General features: G+C 34.9%; 19 protein-coding genes. 16 read left to right on the forward strand and 3 right to left on the reverse strand.

Going from position 1 to position 18,373, the window contains the following annotated elements; all coding sequences use genetic code 11:
* Positions 1-17: 17 nt before the first annotated feature.
* On the reverse strand, positions 18-920 hold the full coding sequence (gene cysK / locus LS66_RS02925) for a cysteine synthase A (RefSeq protein ID WP_011115689.1): 903 nt from the start codon (positions 918-920) through the stop codon (positions 18-20).
* 87 nt (positions 921-1,007) lie between these two features.
* On the opposite strand from cysK, the gene LS66_RS02930 reads away from it, so the two are divergent.
* The 3 genes from LS66_RS02930 to LS66_RS02940 all read left to right on the forward strand — a co-directional run bounded on the left by LS66_RS02930 (position 1,008) and on the right by LS66_RS02940 (position 4,297).
* A complete protein-coding gene (locus LS66_RS02930) occupies positions 1,008-1,445 on the forward strand; it encodes an energy transducer TonB (protein WP_034367864.1) in 438 nt (145 codons plus the stop codon).
* Positions 1,446-1,578: 133 nt separating this feature from the next.
* Positions 1,579-2,913 (forward strand): BspA family leucine-rich repeat surface protein, encoded by a 1,335-nt coding sequence (locus LS66_RS02935; protein ID WP_052057364.1) that lies wholly within the window; start codon positions 1,579-1,581, stop codon positions 2,911-2,913.
* 187 nt (positions 2,914-3,100) lie between these two features.
* Positions 3,101-4,297 carry a capsular biosynthesis protein gene (locus LS66_RS02940; RefSeq protein WP_034366534.1) on the forward strand — a complete coding sequence of 399 codons (1,197 nt, stop codon included), beginning with the start codon at positions 3,101-3,103 and terminating at the stop codon, positions 4,295-4,297.
* Between the two features lie 43 nt (positions 4,298-4,340).
* Here LS66_RS02940 and lon read toward each other — a convergent pair whose 3' ends face one another.
* The gene (gene lon, locus LS66_RS02945; protein WP_034366536.1) at positions 4,341-6,749 is read right to left on the reverse strand and encodes an endopeptidase La; all 2,409 of its coding nucleotides are present in this window, start codon (positions 6,747-6,749) and stop codon (positions 4,341-4,343) included.
* 8 nt (positions 6,750-6,757) lie between these two features.
* Entirely contained in the window at positions 6,758-7,399 is a 642-nt protein-coding gene (locus tag LS66_RS02950) for an outer membrane protein assembly factor BamD (RefSeq protein WP_201273648.1), read from the reverse strand.
* 135 nt (positions 7,400-7,534) lie between these two features.
* Between LS66_RS02950 and fliW the strand changes: the two genes are divergently transcribed.
* From fliW to LS66_RS03015, 13 genes are all read left to right on the forward strand, one after another.
* Positions 7,535-7,975, forward strand: coding sequence for a flagellar assembly protein FliW (fliW, locus tag LS66_RS02955; RefSeq protein WP_011115683.1), 441 nt, complete (start codon positions 7,535-7,537; stop codon positions 7,973-7,975).
* Complete coding sequence (locus LS66_RS02960) at positions 7,975-8,829, forward strand: pyrroline-5-carboxylate reductase (RefSeq protein WP_034366538.1); 855 nt, start codon at positions 7,975-7,977, stop codon at positions 8,827-8,829. The genes fliW and LS66_RS02960 overlap by 1 nt, the downstream gene beginning before the upstream one ends.
* 13 nt (positions 8,830-8,842) lie before the next feature.
* On the forward strand, positions 8,843-9,988 hold the full coding sequence (gene tgt / locus LS66_RS02965) for a tRNA guanosine(34) transglycosylase Tgt (RefSeq protein WP_034366540.1): 1,146 nt from the start codon (positions 8,843-8,845) through the stop codon (positions 9,986-9,988).
* Positions 9,978-10,328: a 30S ribosome-binding factor RbfA gene (gene rbfA, locus LS66_RS02970; RefSeq protein ID WP_034366543.1), complete on the forward strand. Its 351-nt coding sequence runs from the start codon at positions 9,978-9,980 to the stop codon at positions 10,326-10,328. The genes tgt and rbfA overlap by 11 nt, the downstream gene beginning before the upstream one ends.
* Positions 10,329-10,338: 10 nt before the next feature.
* Positions 10,339-10,812 (forward strand): ribosome maturation factor RimP, encoded by a 474-nt coding sequence (gene rimP / locus LS66_RS02975; RefSeq protein WP_034366546.1) that lies wholly within the window; start codon positions 10,339-10,341, stop codon positions 10,810-10,812.
* Complete coding sequence (ribD, locus tag LS66_RS02980) at positions 10,802-11,842, forward strand: bifunctional diaminohydroxyphosphoribosylaminopyrimidine deaminase/5-amino-6-(5-phosphoribosylamino)uracil reductase RibD (protein ID WP_034366549.1); 1,041 nt, start codon at positions 10,802-10,804, stop codon at positions 11,840-11,842. The genes rimP and ribD overlap by 11 nt, the downstream gene beginning before the upstream one ends.
* Positions 11,830-12,582 (forward strand): tRNA1(Val) (adenine(37)-N6)-methyltransferase, encoded by a 753-nt coding sequence (locus LS66_RS02985; RefSeq protein WP_034366551.1) that lies wholly within the window; start codon positions 11,830-11,832, stop codon positions 12,580-12,582. The genes ribD and LS66_RS02985 overlap by 13 nt, the downstream gene beginning before the upstream one ends.
* A 42-nt stretch (positions 12,583-12,624) precedes the next feature.
* On the forward strand, positions 12,625-14,052 hold the full coding sequence (locus tag LS66_RS02990; RefSeq protein WP_034366554.1) for a hypothetical protein: 1,428 nt from the start codon (positions 12,625-12,627) through the stop codon (positions 14,050-14,052).
* Between the two features lie 28 nt (positions 14,053-14,080).
* Positions 14,081-14,470 carry a hypothetical protein gene (locus tag LS66_RS02995; RefSeq protein WP_034366558.1) on the forward strand — a complete coding sequence of 130 codons (390 nt, stop codon included), beginning with the start codon at positions 14,081-14,083 and terminating at the stop codon, positions 14,468-14,470.
* An 82-nt stretch (positions 14,471-14,552) separates the two neighbouring features.
* Positions 14,553-15,056, forward strand: a complete 504-nt coding sequence (locus tag LS66_RS03000; RefSeq protein ID WP_034366561.1) for a hypothetical protein — start codon at positions 14,553-14,555, stop codon at positions 15,054-15,056.
* Positions 15,057-15,194: 138 nt separating this feature from the next.
* Positions 15,195-15,905 carry a UMP kinase gene (pyrH, locus tag LS66_RS03005; RefSeq protein ID WP_034366563.1) on the forward strand — a complete coding sequence of 237 codons (711 nt, stop codon included), beginning with the start codon at positions 15,195-15,197 and terminating at the stop codon, positions 15,903-15,905.
* Between the two features lie 77 nt (positions 15,906-15,982).
* Positions 15,983-16,207, forward strand: coding sequence for a DNA-directed RNA polymerase subunit omega (locus LS66_RS03010; RefSeq protein ID WP_034366566.1), 225 nt, complete (start codon positions 15,983-15,985; stop codon positions 16,205-16,207).
* 9 nt (positions 16,208-16,216) lie between these two features.
* Entirely contained in the window at positions 16,217-18,367 is a 2,151-nt protein-coding gene (locus LS66_RS03015; protein ID WP_011115671.1) for a bifunctional (p)ppGpp synthetase/guanosine-3',5'-bis(diphosphate) 3'-pyrophosphohydrolase, read from the forward strand.
* Positions 18,368-18,373 lie beyond the last annotated feature (6 nt).

The raw sequence follows: 18,373 nt of genomic DNA on the forward strand, positions 1-18,373 counted from the left end.
TTAGTAGCATTCAAGGTTTAAAGCGTATTAAATAAATCCGTTGAAAGGTATCGCTCCGCTGTGTCATTAAGCATAGTAAGCACTTTTTTATTTGGATTGTTTTTGGCAATTTCAAGCGCAGCTGCGACATTTGCGCCACTAGAAATTCCAACCATTACGCCGATTTTGCCTAAATTTTGAGCCATTTTAATAGCGACTTCATTTTCTACAACTTCAATAGAATCTATCACATCGCGATTAAGGATTTTAGGGATAAAGTTCGCGCCAATGCCTTGAATCTTATGTGGTCCCGCTTGTCCTTTGCTAAGCAGTGGTGAAGCAGCAGGCTCTACACCAATAATTTTAATAGATGGAATCTTCTCTTTAAGCACTTCGCCTACACCGCTAATTGTCCCACCTGTGCCAAATCCTGCCACAAAATAATCCAAACTTCCCTCAAAGCTTTTATAAATCTCTAGTGCAGTAGTGCGTTTGTGCATTTCTTTGTTAGCGAGATTATCAAATTGACTTGGCATAAATGAGTTTGGTGTGGAATCTAAAATTTCTTGAGCCTTATTGAGCGCACCTTGCATACCCTCACTTGCAGGAGTAAGCACAAGATTCGCACCAAACAAAGCTATCATCTTGCGTCTTTCTATGCTCATAGATTCTGGCATAGTGATGATGATTTTTAATCCAAGAGAAGCACAAATCATAGCGAGAGATATGCCCATATTGCCGCTTGTGCATTCTACAATAGTTGTATCTTTTGTGATTTTGCCTGTCTTTAGAGCCTCATCTATCATTGCATATGCGGGGCGGTCTTTAACAGAATGGCTTGGGTTTAAAAACTCGCATTTGCCATAAAGATTTGGAGCAAATTGCTGAAGTTGTAAAATCGGAGTGTTGCCAATGAGTTCGGTAATATTTTGAGCTATCATTGAAAATCCTTTGTGCGCATTTAAGCGTGAATTTGGTATTTAAAGCTTAGAATCTAGCAATTTTTTATAAAAAAATCAAGGAAAATAATGCAAATTTTCTTCTCTTATTTTTTTGTTATTTATGTGATATATCAATTCTTTACTCCGCTTCAAGCAGCAGATTCTTATATGCAAGTAAATAATTTCAGCGAGGAAGCATTAGGTCAAAAAAGCAGAGGTTGCATTATGCAACATTTGCTTTATCCTAAAGAAGCTAAAATCAATAAGATTGAGGGTGTTGCAAAAATAATGATAAGTCTTAAAAATAATCAAATACATAAATTCCAAATCATACAAAGCAGTGGTTATAAAATCTTTGATATAGCAGCTTTAAGGGCGGTTGAAAAATCCAAAATATGTTTGCAAAATGTATTTGATGCTTATTTTGATAAGATAATCTTTGAATATGCTTTCATAGTGCCAATAGAATTTAGATTTGCAGATTCTAAAAAACAAGATATTGAAGTGCAAAAAATGAATATCTAAAAAGATTTAAATGGTGAATTTAGCACTTTGAGTTAATACAATTTATTATGATTGAATATACAATCTTGCTTTACAAAAAAAAAAAAAACAATATAATGCGCGGACACAAAGGATTTGTCATAGGAGGAATAATATGGAACTTACAGACATTAAGTCAATTTGTGCCTTTATCGAGGACGCAGAGAGTGATAGAGAGATAGCTTACTATGTGGGGATTTACCAAAAAGCACTAGAAGCACTACAAAATATCCTTATTGCAAAAAAAGGCAGGAAAATCAGCGATAAAGATTTATACAAAGTCTTTAAAACCTGCTTAAAAAAAGGTAGATGGAGTGCAAGGATAGAGATTAGAGGAGAATCTTATAGCCAACGCATAGAAGTATCAACTTTCCTGCCTTTGGAGCTTGTGGAATTTCTCATTGACAATGCCAAAGACAAAAGTGTCGTGTTAGGTATGCAGCAAAGCAGACTAGACTTTTTAAAATATGCTATCAGTGCGGGTAGGAGCGATATTGCTGCAGTGCTAGTGAAAAATGGTATAGCCTTTACGCAAGAACATCTCAATGACTTAAGATATGATTGGGATAATATGTTTAATATTGAAGTGCATTTTGCTGATGCTTTGGGCTTTAAGTGCAAAAAAGATGAAATGCTAAGGATAATGTGGGAGTTACTTATTGCGCAGGGCTTTAGTATGGATGCAATCTACTCCACAGGCATTACGTTTTATGACGGGATAGAGCGTTGCAGACGAAGTGGTAGGGAATCCCAGCAAGCCTTTATTTATGCCTTAAGAAATAAGCTCTTTGATATAGAAGTGCTAGATTCTAGCTTTTCAGGATTAGCACCACAAGGTGGAATAAATCTCGCTTTTTTAGGCAAGGAGGGGGTAGCCTTGCTAGATACTGACTCTATACATACACAGCCAAAAACTCAAAGAATCGTGCCTTTTGTCTTTGCGATGTTTGAGGATACAACTTATGAAGTTTTAGAATATGCCCTTTTTCTTGGACTGCATAAGGGCAGGAAAAACGACAAAGGAGAGGACTTTGAGAGCTTTTTGCAAAAAAAGATTGAGGAATACATTATATTAACTACAAAGGGCAATGCCTATGGGAGTATATTTAAAGAGGATGAAGAAGCGTTAGCGTATTTTAAAGCTTTGCAAAGATTTATGAGTAGTTTAGATTCTATCAAGAGGGGAGAAGTCATTGAAGTAGATAATGAGACCTTGAAAATGTTTGCCAGAATAGAGGAGATTCCATTAAGTCAGCTTGATACAAGCAAGGTAACAAGTATGAAATATTTATTTTCCCGCTCTTGTAGGAGGGATTTTAGCGGGATAGAAAAGTGGAATGTCTCACAAGTCGAGGACTTTACAAGCTGTTTTGAAAATGCCTATTTTTTTAATGCCTCTTTAGAATCTTGGCAGGTATCAAAAAATTGCAAACACAGCTTATATGTTTGATGATGCTTTAAGCCTTGAAACACTCCCGAGTTGGTATTGAGGATTAAGAAAGAATTGACATTCAAACTAAATATTTTCCTTAAAGTTTTATAGAATCTTGTATAGTAAAGATTCTCTATTTTTTAGAGTTGCTAAAAAGATTTCCTAAAGAGTAAAATAGCTTTTAAGATTCTAAAAAAGGAAAAAAATGAAATATATAAGTTTGCTTTGCGATCATAATATCACGAAAAAACCCCGCTCAAGCCGTATGTTACAACTTTTAGATAAGATAAAGCAAGAGGGGGCTAAACTAAGTCTTAGCGTTATTTCTAAAGCCTGTGATACACGCGAATTTAATGCTTTAGGCATAGAATCTCACCTTTTTTGTTTTGGCAATGATAAATCAAGCAAAGAGCGCACTCAACAAGAAAATGATGCTATTTTATCTCATTGTCAAAGTGGCAATTTTGAATCGCTTATTTTTACACCAAATCGCAAGTGTATTCCTAATCTTTTAGATTCTCTGCCACCTCAAGATGTATTAATTGTAGAAGATATTACACTTCTTCCTTTTGCGTGCGCATATAAAAATACACATAAAACTTGTAAGATTCTCATTGATTTGCGTGAGTTTTATCCGCTTGAATATGAAAATGATGAAAAATGGCTACAAGGATTAGGGCGATTTTTTGCATATTTGTGTGAAACATATTTGCCTTATGTAGATATGGCAATAAGCGTGAGTGAGGGGTTGTGTGAGCGGTATAAAAGTGATTTTGGCATTACTTGCGAGCTTTTTTATTCCCTGCCACCATTTTTTGATTATAAGCCTAAGCCCACTTTAAAGCAAGAAATCAAGATTTTGTATCACGGATTTATAAGCCCTGATAGAAGCTCTATGGAGCTTTTAGAGTTAGCACGTTTGCTTATTAATACGCCTTATACACTTTGTGCTATGGTTTTGAGTAACCAAAAGGGTTTTTTAGAATCTTTTTGCACTAATGCTTATGAGATTCCATCACTTGAAATTGTGCCGCCTGTTTGCCTAGAGGAGATTATCCCAAAAAGCACACAATATGATATAGGAATTATTCCTTTTAAGCCTACTACCTTTAATCTCGCTCATTGTATGCCAAATAAGCTTTTTGAATACCTCCAAGCACGATTAGCAATCGTCTCTACACCGCTTTATGATGTGAGAAATTTTGTGCAAATACATAGTTGCGGTGCTATAACACAAGGTTTTCAAAGCTACGATATTGCACAAATGCTTTTAAAACTTAAAATTACAGATATTGATAAATACAAGCAAGAGAGTCATAGGGCAGCACAAAAATGGCATTTAAATTATAATTTAAAGTGCTTAAAGAATCTACTCCATAAACTTGACATCAAAGTAGAATAAGTAGAAAATCGAGTGCATTTGGGCAAAATTACCTCAAAATATCTTATTTCACAAGAGCCATATCAAGCACTTCTTTAATATCACTCACGCCAATGATTTTAAGCTTTTTAAGCACTTCTTGGGGAATATCTTTTAAATCGCGTTCATAATTTTTTTGTGGAATAAGCGCAGTTTTAATGCCAGCTTTATGTGCAGCAATGAGTTTCTCGCGCAAACCACCGATAGGTAGAACATTGCCTCTTAATGTGAGTTCGCCTGTCATCGCCACACTTGTATCAATTTTAGAATCTGTAAGGATTGAGGCAATAACGCACGCCATAGCAATACCCGCACTTGGTCCATCTTTTGGTGTTGCACCTTCTGGGACGTGAAGATGAATATCATAATGCTGATAAATGGGCGCTTTTGCGCTGTGTTTTAATATTTTTTTATCAAGCAAGACTTTTACCACGGAGTGTGCGATGTGTGCAGATTCTTTCATTACATCGCCTAAACTCCCTGTAAGCGTAAGTATGCCTTTGCCTTTAATTTTCACTGCTTCAATCTTAAGCACATCGCCGCCTACACTTGTCCAAGCTAACCCATTGACAATGCCAACCATATTTTTTTTATCTGTGGGTGAAATTTCAAACACAATTTTATCAAGAAATTGCCCTAGATTCTGTGGTGTGAGTGTGATAGATTTTTCACCTTTTAAAATAATAGTTGCAACTTTGCGCATAATTTGTGCGATTTTATGACGTAGATTGCGCACTCCTGCTTCGCGCGTGTATTTTTCAATAATAATTTTAAGCGTAGGTGTAGAAATTTTGAGCTCTTCGGGTTTTAAGCCGTGTTTTTTTAATTCTTGAGGAATCAAATATTTTTTGGCGATTTCAAATTTTTCCTGCGGCGTGTAGGAAGATACGGCAATAAATTCCATTCTATCGCGCAATGGTGCGGGAATAGTAGAAATATCATTTGCAGTGGCAATAAAAATAACTTGTGAGAGGTCAATATCAAAATTTGTGTAATAATCCCTAAAGGCGTGGTTTTGCTCTGGGTCTAGAATCTCAAGCAACACACTTGTAGGGTCGCCCCTATAACTTCTACCAACTTTATCAATTTCATCAAGCACAATGACGGGATTCATTTCTTTTGCTTCAATAAGTCCTTGTGTGATGCGTCCGGGCATTGCTCCAATGTAAGTGCGACGATGTCCTCGTAACTCATTGACATCTTCTAACCCTCCAAGTGCAATGCGCACAAGCTCACGCTTAATAGCTTTTGCAATAGAGTTTGCAAGGCTTGTTTTTCCTACACCCGGCGGTCCATAGAAACATAAAATAGTGCCTTTTTCATATTTATCTGTGTTTTCTGTCTTAGATTTTTTGCCTCGTTTTGGCTTAGAGGTCAATCCTTGCGTATTTTGTGTGCGTTGTGCCATTAGCTCTTTTACCGCGAAATATTCTACAATGCGTTCTTTTGGCTTTTGCAACGAATAATGGTCTATATCAAGCTGTTTAGCGACATTTTCAATAGAAAGTTTTTGATTAGCATATTGCCCAAATGGAATCTCAAGCACCCATTCAACATAATTTTGCAAAATATTTGCATCACCGCTATCTTGGTGCATACGAGAGAGACGCTTGATTTGTTTTTGCACTTCTTTGAAAGCGTTTTCGCTCATATAAGGTTTGAGGCTATTGAGCTTTTGGGTGTATTGTTCCATTTCTTCATCGCGAGTGTTATCTGTTCCAAGCTCTTTTTGAATTTGCTTTAATTGTTCTTTGAGAAAATACTCTTTATTGACTTGTTCCATTTTATTATGGACTTTGTTTTTAATCTCTTTTTGGAGCTTTTGAGCTTCTATTTCTTCAATAATATATTCAATCAAGCCTAATACTCGTTCTTCAACATCATCTTTTGCAAAAAGTGTATAGGCTTGTTGCGTAGAGAGGCGCATAGCTGAAGCAATTAAATCCACAATGCGATTTGGTTCGTGATTTTCTTCTATACTTTTGAGTAAATCAGGTGGAAAATGCCCATCTAGATTTGCAAGGTGACGGACTTTTTCGCGCAGCACTTGCAAAAGAGCGTTCATTTTATCATTTTCATATTCTTTATAGGCAATTAAATCTACTTCTACTTGTATAGGTTCTTTAGGGGTTTGAATGATTTGAAGTATTTTGCCACGATATAAGCCTTTAAAAAGCAATTTAACACGTCCATCAGGGAGAGCAACTTTGCGCATAATTGAACCAATTACGCCAACATCGTAAAATGTTTGCTTATCATCATTGCGTATAGAGCTAATAAATACAAGGCTATTACCTTTTATAGCTTTATCTGCAGCTTTGATATTATTTTCATCGTTAATAAAAAGTGGCGCAATCATAAAGGGATAAATAAAAAGTTCATCTTCAACAATTAAGGGCATAAGTATGGGAAATTCATTATTTAAAGTATTCATTCTTTCTCCTACCAATTAAAGATTCTTACATACCACGGGATATGTGAGGGTTTGGGTTTAAGATTTGTAAAAAGCTCTTCATCATTGCGACTTAAGTATTCTTCTTGGGCTTGTGTCTTGCCTTGTTTTTGATATACACGAGCGATAGAGCGATTAAGCTCAATTTGTCCGAGTTGGAATTTGAGGTCAATGTATTCTACATAAGGTGCATAACGACTATGGGGATACATTTGTAAAAAAGATTTTGTATCTTCAATGCTTTGGGTAATAAATTCTTGGTCTTTGCTGTAATTTTTAAATCCATAAAAGTTAGTAAGAATCTTCAAATAACGCACATAGTCTTGATTCTCAAGAGAAGAGTAGCGCTTAAGATATTCGTCAAAATAAAAGGCTGCAAGGAGGTATTCATCTTTTTCCATATGAGCTTGTCCAAGTATAAGCATTGCTTCTGGAATAAGTGGAGAATTAATATGCTCACTTTGCAAAGATGAAAAATATCCATCAGCACCTTCAAGATTACCAAAGTTAATCTCTTTGATAATAGATTCATACCAATAAGTTGCTGATTTATTGTATCCAATCTCTTTTTTTGCACAGCCAAAAAACATAAAATATGCAAATAAAAGACACATTAAAGTATATATTTTCATTAAAAACCTTTAAATTTTGAAAATAAAAATGTATTATACACAATTACATTTTACTATTTAGCATAAAAAGTGTGGATTTGTGTTATAATTCACTTATTAAATGTGAATGAGCCTAAAATTTTGGAGCAAGAAATTATGATTTTTGAAGTCAAATCACCGATTCTAGGTTTTGAGAGTGTAGCGAAGATGAAGCTTGAAAAAATTGATGATTTGTTTATGAAGCTTTATAATGCTGAGGGTGAAGTGCCCCATTTTACGCTTGTCAATCCATTTTTATTACGGGAATATGAATTTGATGTGCCTGCAAGTATTAAAATTTTACTTGATTTAAGTGATGCAAAGAATCTTCTTATTGCTAATATTATGGTAATTCAACAGCCTATTGAAAATTCTACAATTAATTTTCTTGCCCCTTTGATATTTAATTTTGATAATCTTACAATGGCTCAAGTAGTGTTAGATAGCACGCAGTATCCTTTATATAGCTTAAATGAGCCCATTGGTAAATATTATGACAAAGAAGAGGCGCAAAAAGGTGAGCAAGCTGCACCTGTAAGAGATAGCCAAAAAAAATAATGAAAAAAACCCTTATTGTTGTGGGCTATGGCAATATGGCTAAAGCCATTCTTGCCAATAATAATTTTGTTACACAGCGTTATCATCTTATTATTACAGGTAGGTATGCTCATAAAGCTTATGATTTTATCACACAATGTGCCCTTGATGCCTCTGTATATGAGGCTAAAGTAGAATCTTCCTCATCAAACAAAAGTATAATTGATATAGAAGGCAAGGATATTTTGTTATGCACTAAGCCCGCTGGTTTGGAGAGTTTTGTTTTTAAAGGACAAGCAAATAGTGTATATAGTGTATTAGCAGGCACAAGTATAGCGATGATACAAAAGCATCTTAGTGCGTCTTCTATCGTGCGACTTATGCCAAATATTGCTGCTCATAGTAAGCTTTCAGCCACAGCTTTTTATTATCATATATTAGATGCCAAAGATTCTACACAGGTGCTTCATAATGAAATACGCCCATTTATAGAATCTTTTGGTGTAGCCGTGCAAGTAGATAATGAAGCACTTATAGAATCTAGTATTGCTGCAAGCGGTAGTAGCATAGCTTTTTTGGCACTTATTGCTGAATCTCTCATTGATGCGGGTATTTTAGAAGGATTAAACGAACAACAAAGTATAGCATTAGTAAAGCAAACTTTTGTAGGATTTGCTACAGAGTTAGCCCATAAAAGCCCAAATGAGCTTAAATATGCTATATCAAGTCCGGGTGGAACAACTATTAGAGGCTTAGCAGTGTTAGAGGAGAGCGGTATGCGTGGAATATTAATAAAAGCAGCTCATACTGCTGCAGAACACGCGCGTCAGGCTATACAAAAATATTCCACGCAAGATATGCCTAAAAAGCGCTAAAAGAAGTAGTGCTATGCAGGTTACACTTCAAGCACAAGATGGTGGGGCAAGAGCACTTAGCCTTAAACTTGCTCATAGTGAAGTGCAAACCCCCGTTTTTATGCCTGTTGGCACACAAGGTTGTGTAAAAGCACTTGATAGTAGAGATATGTCAGAAATTTTAAATGCACAGATTATCCTTGTAAATACTTACCATATGTATTTACGCATAGGTATTGAGCGACTTAAAAATTTTGGCGGTATTGCTCATTTTGCTCATTTTGATAGGAGCTATTTGAGTGATAGCGGTGGATTCCAAGCTTTTAGTTTGAATAAAAATGCCAAAGTTACAAATGAAGGTGTGGCATTCAAATCTCATATTGATGGTTCTAAGCATTTTTTTTCACCAGAATATGTGCTTGATATACAATATGCACTTAATAGTGATATTATGATGGTGCTTGATGATTTGGTGGGATTACCCTCTAGTGAAGAGCGCATTGCAGATTCCATTGCACGCACGAGCGATTGGGCACAAAAGAGTCTTATATATCATCAATCTCAAAAGGCACGAGGTTTGGGTTTAAATAATAATCTTTTTGCTATTATCCAAGGTGGCGTAAATGAACATTTTCGTACACTTTGCGCTAAACAACTTGTAGATATGGGAGATTTTGATGGATTTGCTATTGGTGGTTTGGCAGTAGGTGAGACAAGTGAGCAAATGTATAAGACAATCAGCTTTACCACACCACTTATGCCTGTGAATAAGCCACGTTATCTTATGGGAGTAGGCACACCGGAAAATATTATAGAATCTATCGCGCTTGGAGTAGATATGTTTGATTGTGTGATGCCTACAAGAAATGCACGTAATGCTACGCTTTTTACACATTTTGGCAAAATAAATATTAAAGCAGCAATTTTTAGCAATGATCAATCACCTATTGATGAATTGTGCGATTGTTATACTTGCCAACATTTTACACGTGCGTATTTATGTCATCTTTTTCGCTCTCAAGAGATGACTTATCATCGTCTTGCTTCATTGCATAATTTACACTATTATTTGAATCTTATGCGAGAGGCAAGAGAGGCAATTTTGCAAGGCACATTTAGTGCTTATCGTTCGTCATTTTACGCCTTGCGAGAAATGGAGATACCCAATAATGAATATTAAACAACAACGTTTAGAATCTCTGCTGCAAGAAATTTTAAGTGAAGCTCTTTCGCAGTTAAATGATGCACAGATTAATACTCTTAGTATTACAGGCGTGAAATGTTCTAAAGGTAAACAAAGTGCAGAGGTATATATTGAAGGCACAGATATCCCTCCACAGGAGCGTAAGGTTATTTTAACCCGATTACATAAAGCACAAGGGATTTTAAAAGAGTATGTTTTAACCTCTACGCAGTGGTTTCGCTCACCAAATTTTAGTTTTAAATTTGATGATAGTCTCTGTTATGCTAATACATTAGATACGATATTTGAGCAAATTGCCAAGAATAAACAAAATTAGAGGAGAAAATATGCTTTCGCAGCACACACAAGCGAGGATTGAACAACTTGCAGCAACACTGGGGCTTTATATCTATGATATTGATTTTCTTAAAGAAGATAATCGTCCAATTTTGCGCGTGAGCATTACGCGTAAAGCGCCTATGCAAAAGCAAGATTGTAAAAATGGCTTAGCTGTAAGTTTGCAAGATTGTCAAAATGTAAGTGAATTAATTTCTCCTTTATTAGATGTAGAAGATGAAAATCTCAAAGATTATAATCTTGAAGTGAGTTCTCCTGGATTAGAAAGAGTGCTTAAAAAACCTCAACATTATATTTATTCGCTTGGTGAAAAAGTTAGCATAAAGCTTATGGATAAAAGCGTAATTGAAGGAATTTTACACGATGTAAATGAGAATGTAAGCATAAGTATTGATACAGGCAAAGAGATACTTTCATTTTCCTTTGCAGATATGAAGAAGATAAAGGTTGTTTTTGAGCTCTAGTGATGAATTGTTTTTGTATTATTGTTGCTCTCTAGCGTGGGAAAGCCAAACTCTTGCTTTGCCAAATCCAAGTGTAGGCGCACTTGTAGTAGATAAGTATGGGCAGATTCTATCTCAAGCAGTGCATAAAGTAGCAGGAAGCCCTCACGCAGAGGTTCTTGCAATCCAAGCAGCTTATCACACTCTAAGTGGTGATGATGAGATTGTTAAACTTCACAAAAGCAAAGATATTCATACTTATCTTTTAGCACATCATAATGGACTTTTTAAAGAATGCACTTTATATGTGAGTTTAGAACCTTGCAACCATTATGGCAAGACACCACCTTGTTCGCAGCTTTTGTCTTCTCTTGGTTTTTCTAGGGTATGTATTGCTACAAATGATACTCACGCCCTTGCAGCTGGAGGGGCAAACTATTTATCTCAAGTCGGGATTAATGTGTGTTACATACAATCTCCTACATTGCAACATTTAGCTACTCATCTTCTTATGCCTTTTGAGATTCTAAGGAAAAATGGACGATTTGCACTTTTTAAACTTGCATTGCGACTTGATGGAAGCTATACACAAGGACGCATTTCTTCAGATATATCAAGGCAATTTACACATAATCAACGAAGTGTATGTGATTGGATTTGTGTTTCTGGTAACACTTTGCGAAATGATAATCCACAGCTTAATGCACGTTATGCTACTTTGCCTTATAATAATACACATTTACCCCAAGTTGGGATTATTTCACGCACTTTGCATCGTTTTGATGAGATAGAATCTTCAAATATTGCATTATCAAAAAACAGAGTGCACTTTATTAATGATTTAAGTCATTTTGAATCTTTGCAAGGATTTGTTATTGTAGAAGGAGGTTGGGATTTGCTTCACTCGCTTAAAGAATTTATTGATATGATTCTCATTCATCAAGCCTTTGCTTGTGATAAAGGGGAATGTCTCACCCATACGCTTAAGACACATTTTAAGCTTTTACATACGATGAGATTAGGAGAGGATATGGCATTATGGCTACACTAAATATCTATCAGCTTGAAAATGGCTATTGCTATAACACAGATAGTCTTATACTAGCGCACTTTGCCAAATCTTTTCTCAAAAAGCATATAAGTCTCCTTGATGTGGGTGCAGGAAGCGGTGTGCTAGGAATGTTATGTAGTAGAGAGATACTTTCTATGGGCGGAAGTATAACATTGCATCTTGTAGAAAAAGATACTATTATGGCAACTCTTGCACAAAAAAATACAAGTATTTTTAGTGGAAAAGTGCATTGTGTAGATTTTATGGATTTTGTTGCACCTTTTAAGTTTGATTTTATTATCACTAATCCGCCTTTTTACACACAAGGTGCAGTGCAAGGAAAGAATCAACGTAAGAATATGGCTCGTCATCAAAGTTTTTTGCCATTGTACCCAATGCTTGAACAAATAAAACGCGTTATGAAGCCTAATGGCATATTGTGTATGTGCTATGATGCGAGAATGTGTGATGAGGTATTTTATGGATTTAAGGAGTGTGGCATACATATTGATGTGGTGCGTTTTGTGCATTCTTTGCCCGATAGAGAATCCACACTTATGCTTTTAAAGGCTAAGATTCAATCCAAGTCTCCTTTAAGAATATTGCCTCCACTTTTTACACATCAAAGTCCGATTCAAAGTGATAATACACTTGAGGTTAAAAGGATTTATGAATGGGCGCAGACACAAAGCATTAAAATAAATGAAGAACAGATACGCTTAGAAGAATATAATTTATAAAAAAACGAAGGTATAATATTATTTACTTAAAGGATATTTAGTATGTTATATGGGAAAATTATTAATATAGATTTACAAGCAAGCAAAGCACAAGTAGAACAGGACTTGAATAAAAGAATTTTTGATTTTAGTTTTGATTTGTGGGAAGATGAGATAAGTGAATTAAAAAAAGGTGTAGAAGTAGAATTTGTTGTAGAAATGAAGGCTATTACGAGAATCCACATTAAGCCTAAGCCTGTTGATCCTGATGCGATTCCTGTAAGTAAGTCTGCAAGTGTATGTATTGAGGAATTTTTTGCTCGTGAAAATGAAATTTTGAGTAAATACAAAGATTTTGTTGCAGGACATTTAAAGCTAGATTTTGTTCGTATGCGACGTTTTTTGATTACAGCATATAATGATTTATGCGCTATGGACGCTAATATTGAAAATGATGTATTAAAAAAGCTTAAACAAGAAATCGCTTATTTTTCTAAGGAATATGAAAATTATCATAAAAAAACACAATATACTCTTAATTACGCCTTTGAAACAATATTTCTTGCGCGTCAAGTAGAATACAATAAAACTATTGCACATATTGAGGAGATACAAAGCTCACTCGCTAACGCTCAAGCTCAAACTAATGCTTTAAGTAGCACTTTGTCTGCGGGAGAAAAAAGCTTGGGAAAACGCGATGATAAAGGAAGTAAGGAATATGCTGAGATTGAAAAAGAAGTCAAACAAATGCGAAAACGATATGTTGATTTACTTAATTTTATTGGCAACCAAAAAGATGCTCTTGTGAGTGAAAATGCACGTATGAAACGTTTTAAAGAGGAGCACTTTGACAAATTTGCTCAAGTATATACGCCTATGACACAAGATATTAAAACACATTTTCTTGCTTTGCTTGATACAAAAGCATATGATTTTGATACGACTTTATGGAATAGGGCAAAATATAGTCAAAGCATTAAACATTTTTTTCGTAATTCGCGTATTGAGGGAAGTTTTAGTTCAAAAACTTTTTTGCGATATTTTTTGCGTGGGCTTGATAAAACAAAACTCTCTGCACGCTCAAAAGAGCTTTTTAATTTATTGCATTATTTAGAAACTACCAATCGCAAGAGTCTTCTTATTGTGCGTGAGAGTATGGTAAATGTGCATAAATATAAAGAAGTGATTGAAAAAATAGATTCAAGTTTGCTTATTAGCGTGGATAATAATCCTATAAATGCACTCAAAGGTCTTGCTCAAAAGCCTCAAGATATTATTGTCATTGATGAAAAAATTGGTAATGTAAGTGCGTTGAGTTTTATTAAAACCTATAAAGAAATGCCACAGGCAAATTCAAAGGTTATTTTTTGTGTTGTCGTGCAGCAGCTACCTAATTCAGAGACTATTTCTAAGGGGAAGTTTATGGGTGTGGAATTTGTGCCCGAACACAATATGGATATGCTTTATGATTGCATTCGTATGGTATTATAGAATCTATTAATGTAGAGGAGATGATGTAATGAAAATCACGCAATCAGTCTTTATATTTATGATTAAAATATATGTGGTTGTTACGATTTTAGCTTTAGTTGTGTGGGTTGCCCTGCTTATAAATAATCATATATTTCATACCACAGAAGTGTATGGAACTATCAGCTCCGATAATCCAACCCCTAATGAATATGCTATAAAAATAGAAAATAAGACTTTTTACTTAAGTGAGGCAGAACTTGGGAATATTGAATTGATAGGATTTTATGTAGAAGATGGGCTATGCAAACCCTATTCTGCCTACGCAAAAATGCAGATTCCAGCTGATTCTATGGTTTATATCTTTAAAAATGGTTTTATTTATAAGTGTGGCGAGATAAAAAGTATCCCCAAATATATTTTTCAGGAAAATAGATGATAAAAGGAATAATTAATGTTGCATAATGATTTTTATATCCTACAAAAGTATTTAGATTCTAAGACTTCTTTGAGGAATGGCGATGAATAAGCTTTTTGATGGAGTATTGGCAGTGCTTGTTGTTTTAGTAATGAGTGGGTTACTTGTATGGGTTATTATTAGTATTGCAGATGGTATTGCAAAAGATGAAGATTCTTATAGCTTTACCTCTACTCATCAGGGGCATTATAAAAATGGCAAACGCGAGGGAAAATGGAGCATAAATAATAATTATCGTTTAAGAAATGGAAATGATGGTAAAGATGAAATAGAGGGCTCTTATGTGCAAGGCTTGAGAGATGGAAAATGGAAAGCTAAAACACCCTATGAGAGATGTTTATATGAGTATAATAAAGGAATTATCAGAAAAGAAATTTGCATTAACAATTATACTTTTACTCATAAAATTTTTAATGAATGGGGAGATATGATAGTAAAAAAAGAAGGTTCAAGAGAGAAATGTAAGGTATTGTATAGTTACTTTGAAAAATTGTATAGTGACTTTGAAAATGTAGAAAGTATATATGGGCTTGATGAGTGTTCTTAATAAGTCAACAAGAAACGAATATTATTAAAGAATCTTATGTTGAGATTTTTTCAAAAATAAGTTGGTGTTGAACTTTTTACTCAGTTATATTAGTTTAAGCTTTTGCGATAAGATAGCAAAAAATATAAAGGATAGCGTATGGAATATAAACGTGTTTTGGTAAAATTTTCAGGTGAGGCGTTATCAGGTAATAGCGGGTTTGGTATTGATGTAAAGATATTAGAATATATTGCAGGTGAGATAAAATTACTTGTAGATAATCAGATTGAAGTGGGCATAGTGATTGGTGGAGGCAATATCATAAGGGGTGTTTCAGCTGCACAGGGTGGCATTATCCGCCGCACAAGTGGGGACTATATGGGTATGCTAGCCACAGTGATTAATGCGGTGGCAATGCAAGAAGCTTTAGAATATTTGGGTGTAGATGTGCGTGTGCAAAGTGCTTTAGAGATTAAAGAAGTCTGCGAAAGTTATATTTATCGCCGTGCAATTAGGCATTTAGAAAAAGGACGGGTAGTAGTATTTGGTGCAGGCACCGGAAATCCTTTTTTTACTACTGATAGTGCAGCAACTTTGCGTGCAGTGGAGATTGGTGCTGATGTAATTATCAAAGCAACAAAGGTTGATGGTGTATATGATAAAGACCCGCATAAATTTTCTGATGCTAAAATGCTTGAAAGCATCAGTTATGATGAAGCACTAAGAGACCATATCAAGGTAATGGACGACACAGCCATTGCTCTTGCAAAAGACAATAAATTACCGATTTTAGTGTGCAATATGTTTAGAGAAGGTAATTTACTTGATTTGCTTAAATATAAAAAAGGCATTTGTTCTATTGTTAAATAAAACAGATAAAAGCAAAACTAAATAAAAAAAAAGATAGAATCCACGATTCTACAAACTCTTAAAGCAAAAGGAATACTATGGATACATTACGAACAGAGGAAATTGCAGCAAAAGCTCTTAAAAGAGTGCATAATGATAGATATTTGCTTGCAAGTTTAATTTTTGAACGTGTTAAAGAACTTGGAGAAGGGGCGAAGCCACTTGTAGATATGGATGTTAAGATATATAAATTGCCTGATATTGCTATGCGCGAAATTGCTGAAGGAAAAGTAGAGCTAACTTCCATTGAGGATAGGGAATAGGGAAAGATTTTGGATTTTTTTACCCAACTCGCCCAAATTAATTCTATAGAATCTGCTGTTGCCAAGCTTCATTCACTTACACAAGTTACGCCTAAAGTGCAAAAAGCTATTGATGTGGCAACTCTCGCACACGAAGGACAACTTCGTAAAAGTGGTATCCCTTATGTGGTTCATCCTTTATGTGTAGCTTGTATAGTGGCATTTTATGGTGGCGATGAGACGATGCTATGTGCTGCGCTTTTGCACGATGTAGTAGAAGATACATTATGCTCACTTGAAGATGTCCAACGTGAGTTTGATTGGGACGTAGGACATTTGGTTGATGCGCTTACAAAGATTGTAGAGATTCGTAACGAAGAGTTAAGTAGCAATTTTAATGAAAAACTTGCTGCGTCTGCGTTAAGCTTCCGCAAAATGCTCCTTGCCTCAATTAAAGATATTCGTGCACTTGTAATTAAAATAAGCGATAGAATGCACAATATGCTTACCCTTGATGCTCTTCCACCACATAAGCAAAAACGTATCGCAGAAGAAACACTTATGGTATATGCACCTATTGCCCATCGTTTAGGTATTGCCTCACTTAAAAGTGAGTTAGAAGATAGAAGTTTTTTTTATATTTTTCCTCAAGATTACAAAAAAATTGAGCAATATATCAAGGATAATAGCCAATCTATCACGCTCAAACTCAATGAATTTACCCAAAAAATTTCTATGATTTTATTACAAAATGGTTTTAATGAAAAAGATTTCACTATCAAGTCTCGCGTAAAACGTTATTATTCAATTTTTCTTAAAATGCAGCGCAAAGGGGTAAGCATTGATGAAATTTTGGATTTGTTAGCTGTGCGCATTATTGTGCCGACAAGCCTTGAATGTTATAAGGTTCTTGGACTTTTGCATTTGCAGTTAAAACCTGTTGTTTCGCGCCTTAAAGATTATATTGCAATCCCTAAGGAAAATGGTTATCAGACTATACACACGACTATTTTTGAAGGAGCAAATATTTATGAAGTGCAAATTCGCACTTTTGATATGCACAAATCTGCTCAATATGGTGTAGCAGCACATTGGAAATATAAAAGTGGCGGAAGAGAACCAAACCTTGAATGGCTCAATAATTTACAATATCAAAATGATACTATTGAGGAATTTTATGAACTTGCAAAAAATGATTTATACAAGGAAGATATGGTTGTATTTTCACCTACGGGAGATATTTATAATCTTCCTGTGGGTGCGGTGGCACTTGATTTTGCCTATGCAGTGCATAGTGATATAGGCGATAATGCTAAAGTAGCTTTGGTAAATCATCAAAAAGTCTCTTTGCTTCAACCACTCAAAAATGGCGATATTGTGCGCATTATTGTTGCCACAGATAATAAAGAGATTCGTCCTCGTTGCACTTGGATTGACGCTGTCAAAACTTCAAGAGCCAAAAATCATATGAAAATTCAATGCCAAAATAAGCTTAGAGAAATTGATAAAAAAGCAGCACTTAATATTTTAAAAACGATTTTTGATAGCTCCCAAGACACAATTTTAGCTTATTTAAAGGAAAATAAGTTAGATTCTCATATTTATCGTGCTGCGTATGATTTGATATTTTTAAAAGAAGTAAAAAATAGCATTAGGGGTAATTTTGCACGAGAGGCAAACTTTTTGGGGAAAATTAAAATTAATATGTTGAAATTTAAAACTCTTGTTTTTGATAATATTGTTTTGCAAACTAATCGTAATATTAGTGAAGCAATATTTGATTTTTGCTGCCACCCTAAATTTGGTGATGAGATTCTTGCCATTAAAACTGCACAAAAAGCTTATATTCACCATAAAATGTGTGAGAGAGCAATTAGGGAAATGGAGCAAGGAAGTGAGATGCTTTTTGTGCAATGGGCAAATGAGCAAAAAGATACTTATAAAATGATTGTTGCCCTTGAAAATCAAAAAGGAGCATTGGCGCGTTTGTGTGGATTATGTGCTAAGCTTGATTGCAATATTGTAAGTGTAGAGTATGATACATTAAAGCAGCAGTTTTCAACTTATTGTGAGATTTGTTTTGAGAGTAAAACACGTGATATTAAAACATTAAGAGAGATATTTAATAAAAAGTATAAAATTATTGAATTAAGTAGCCTTAAAGATGCGTATTTAAGCTAGAAAGGA

This window comes from Helicobacter sp. MIT 03-1614, from assembly GCF_000762925.2.
Classification (GTDB): domain Bacteria; phylum Campylobacterota; class Campylobacteria; order Campylobacterales; family Helicobacteraceae; genus Helicobacter_C; species Helicobacter_C hepaticus.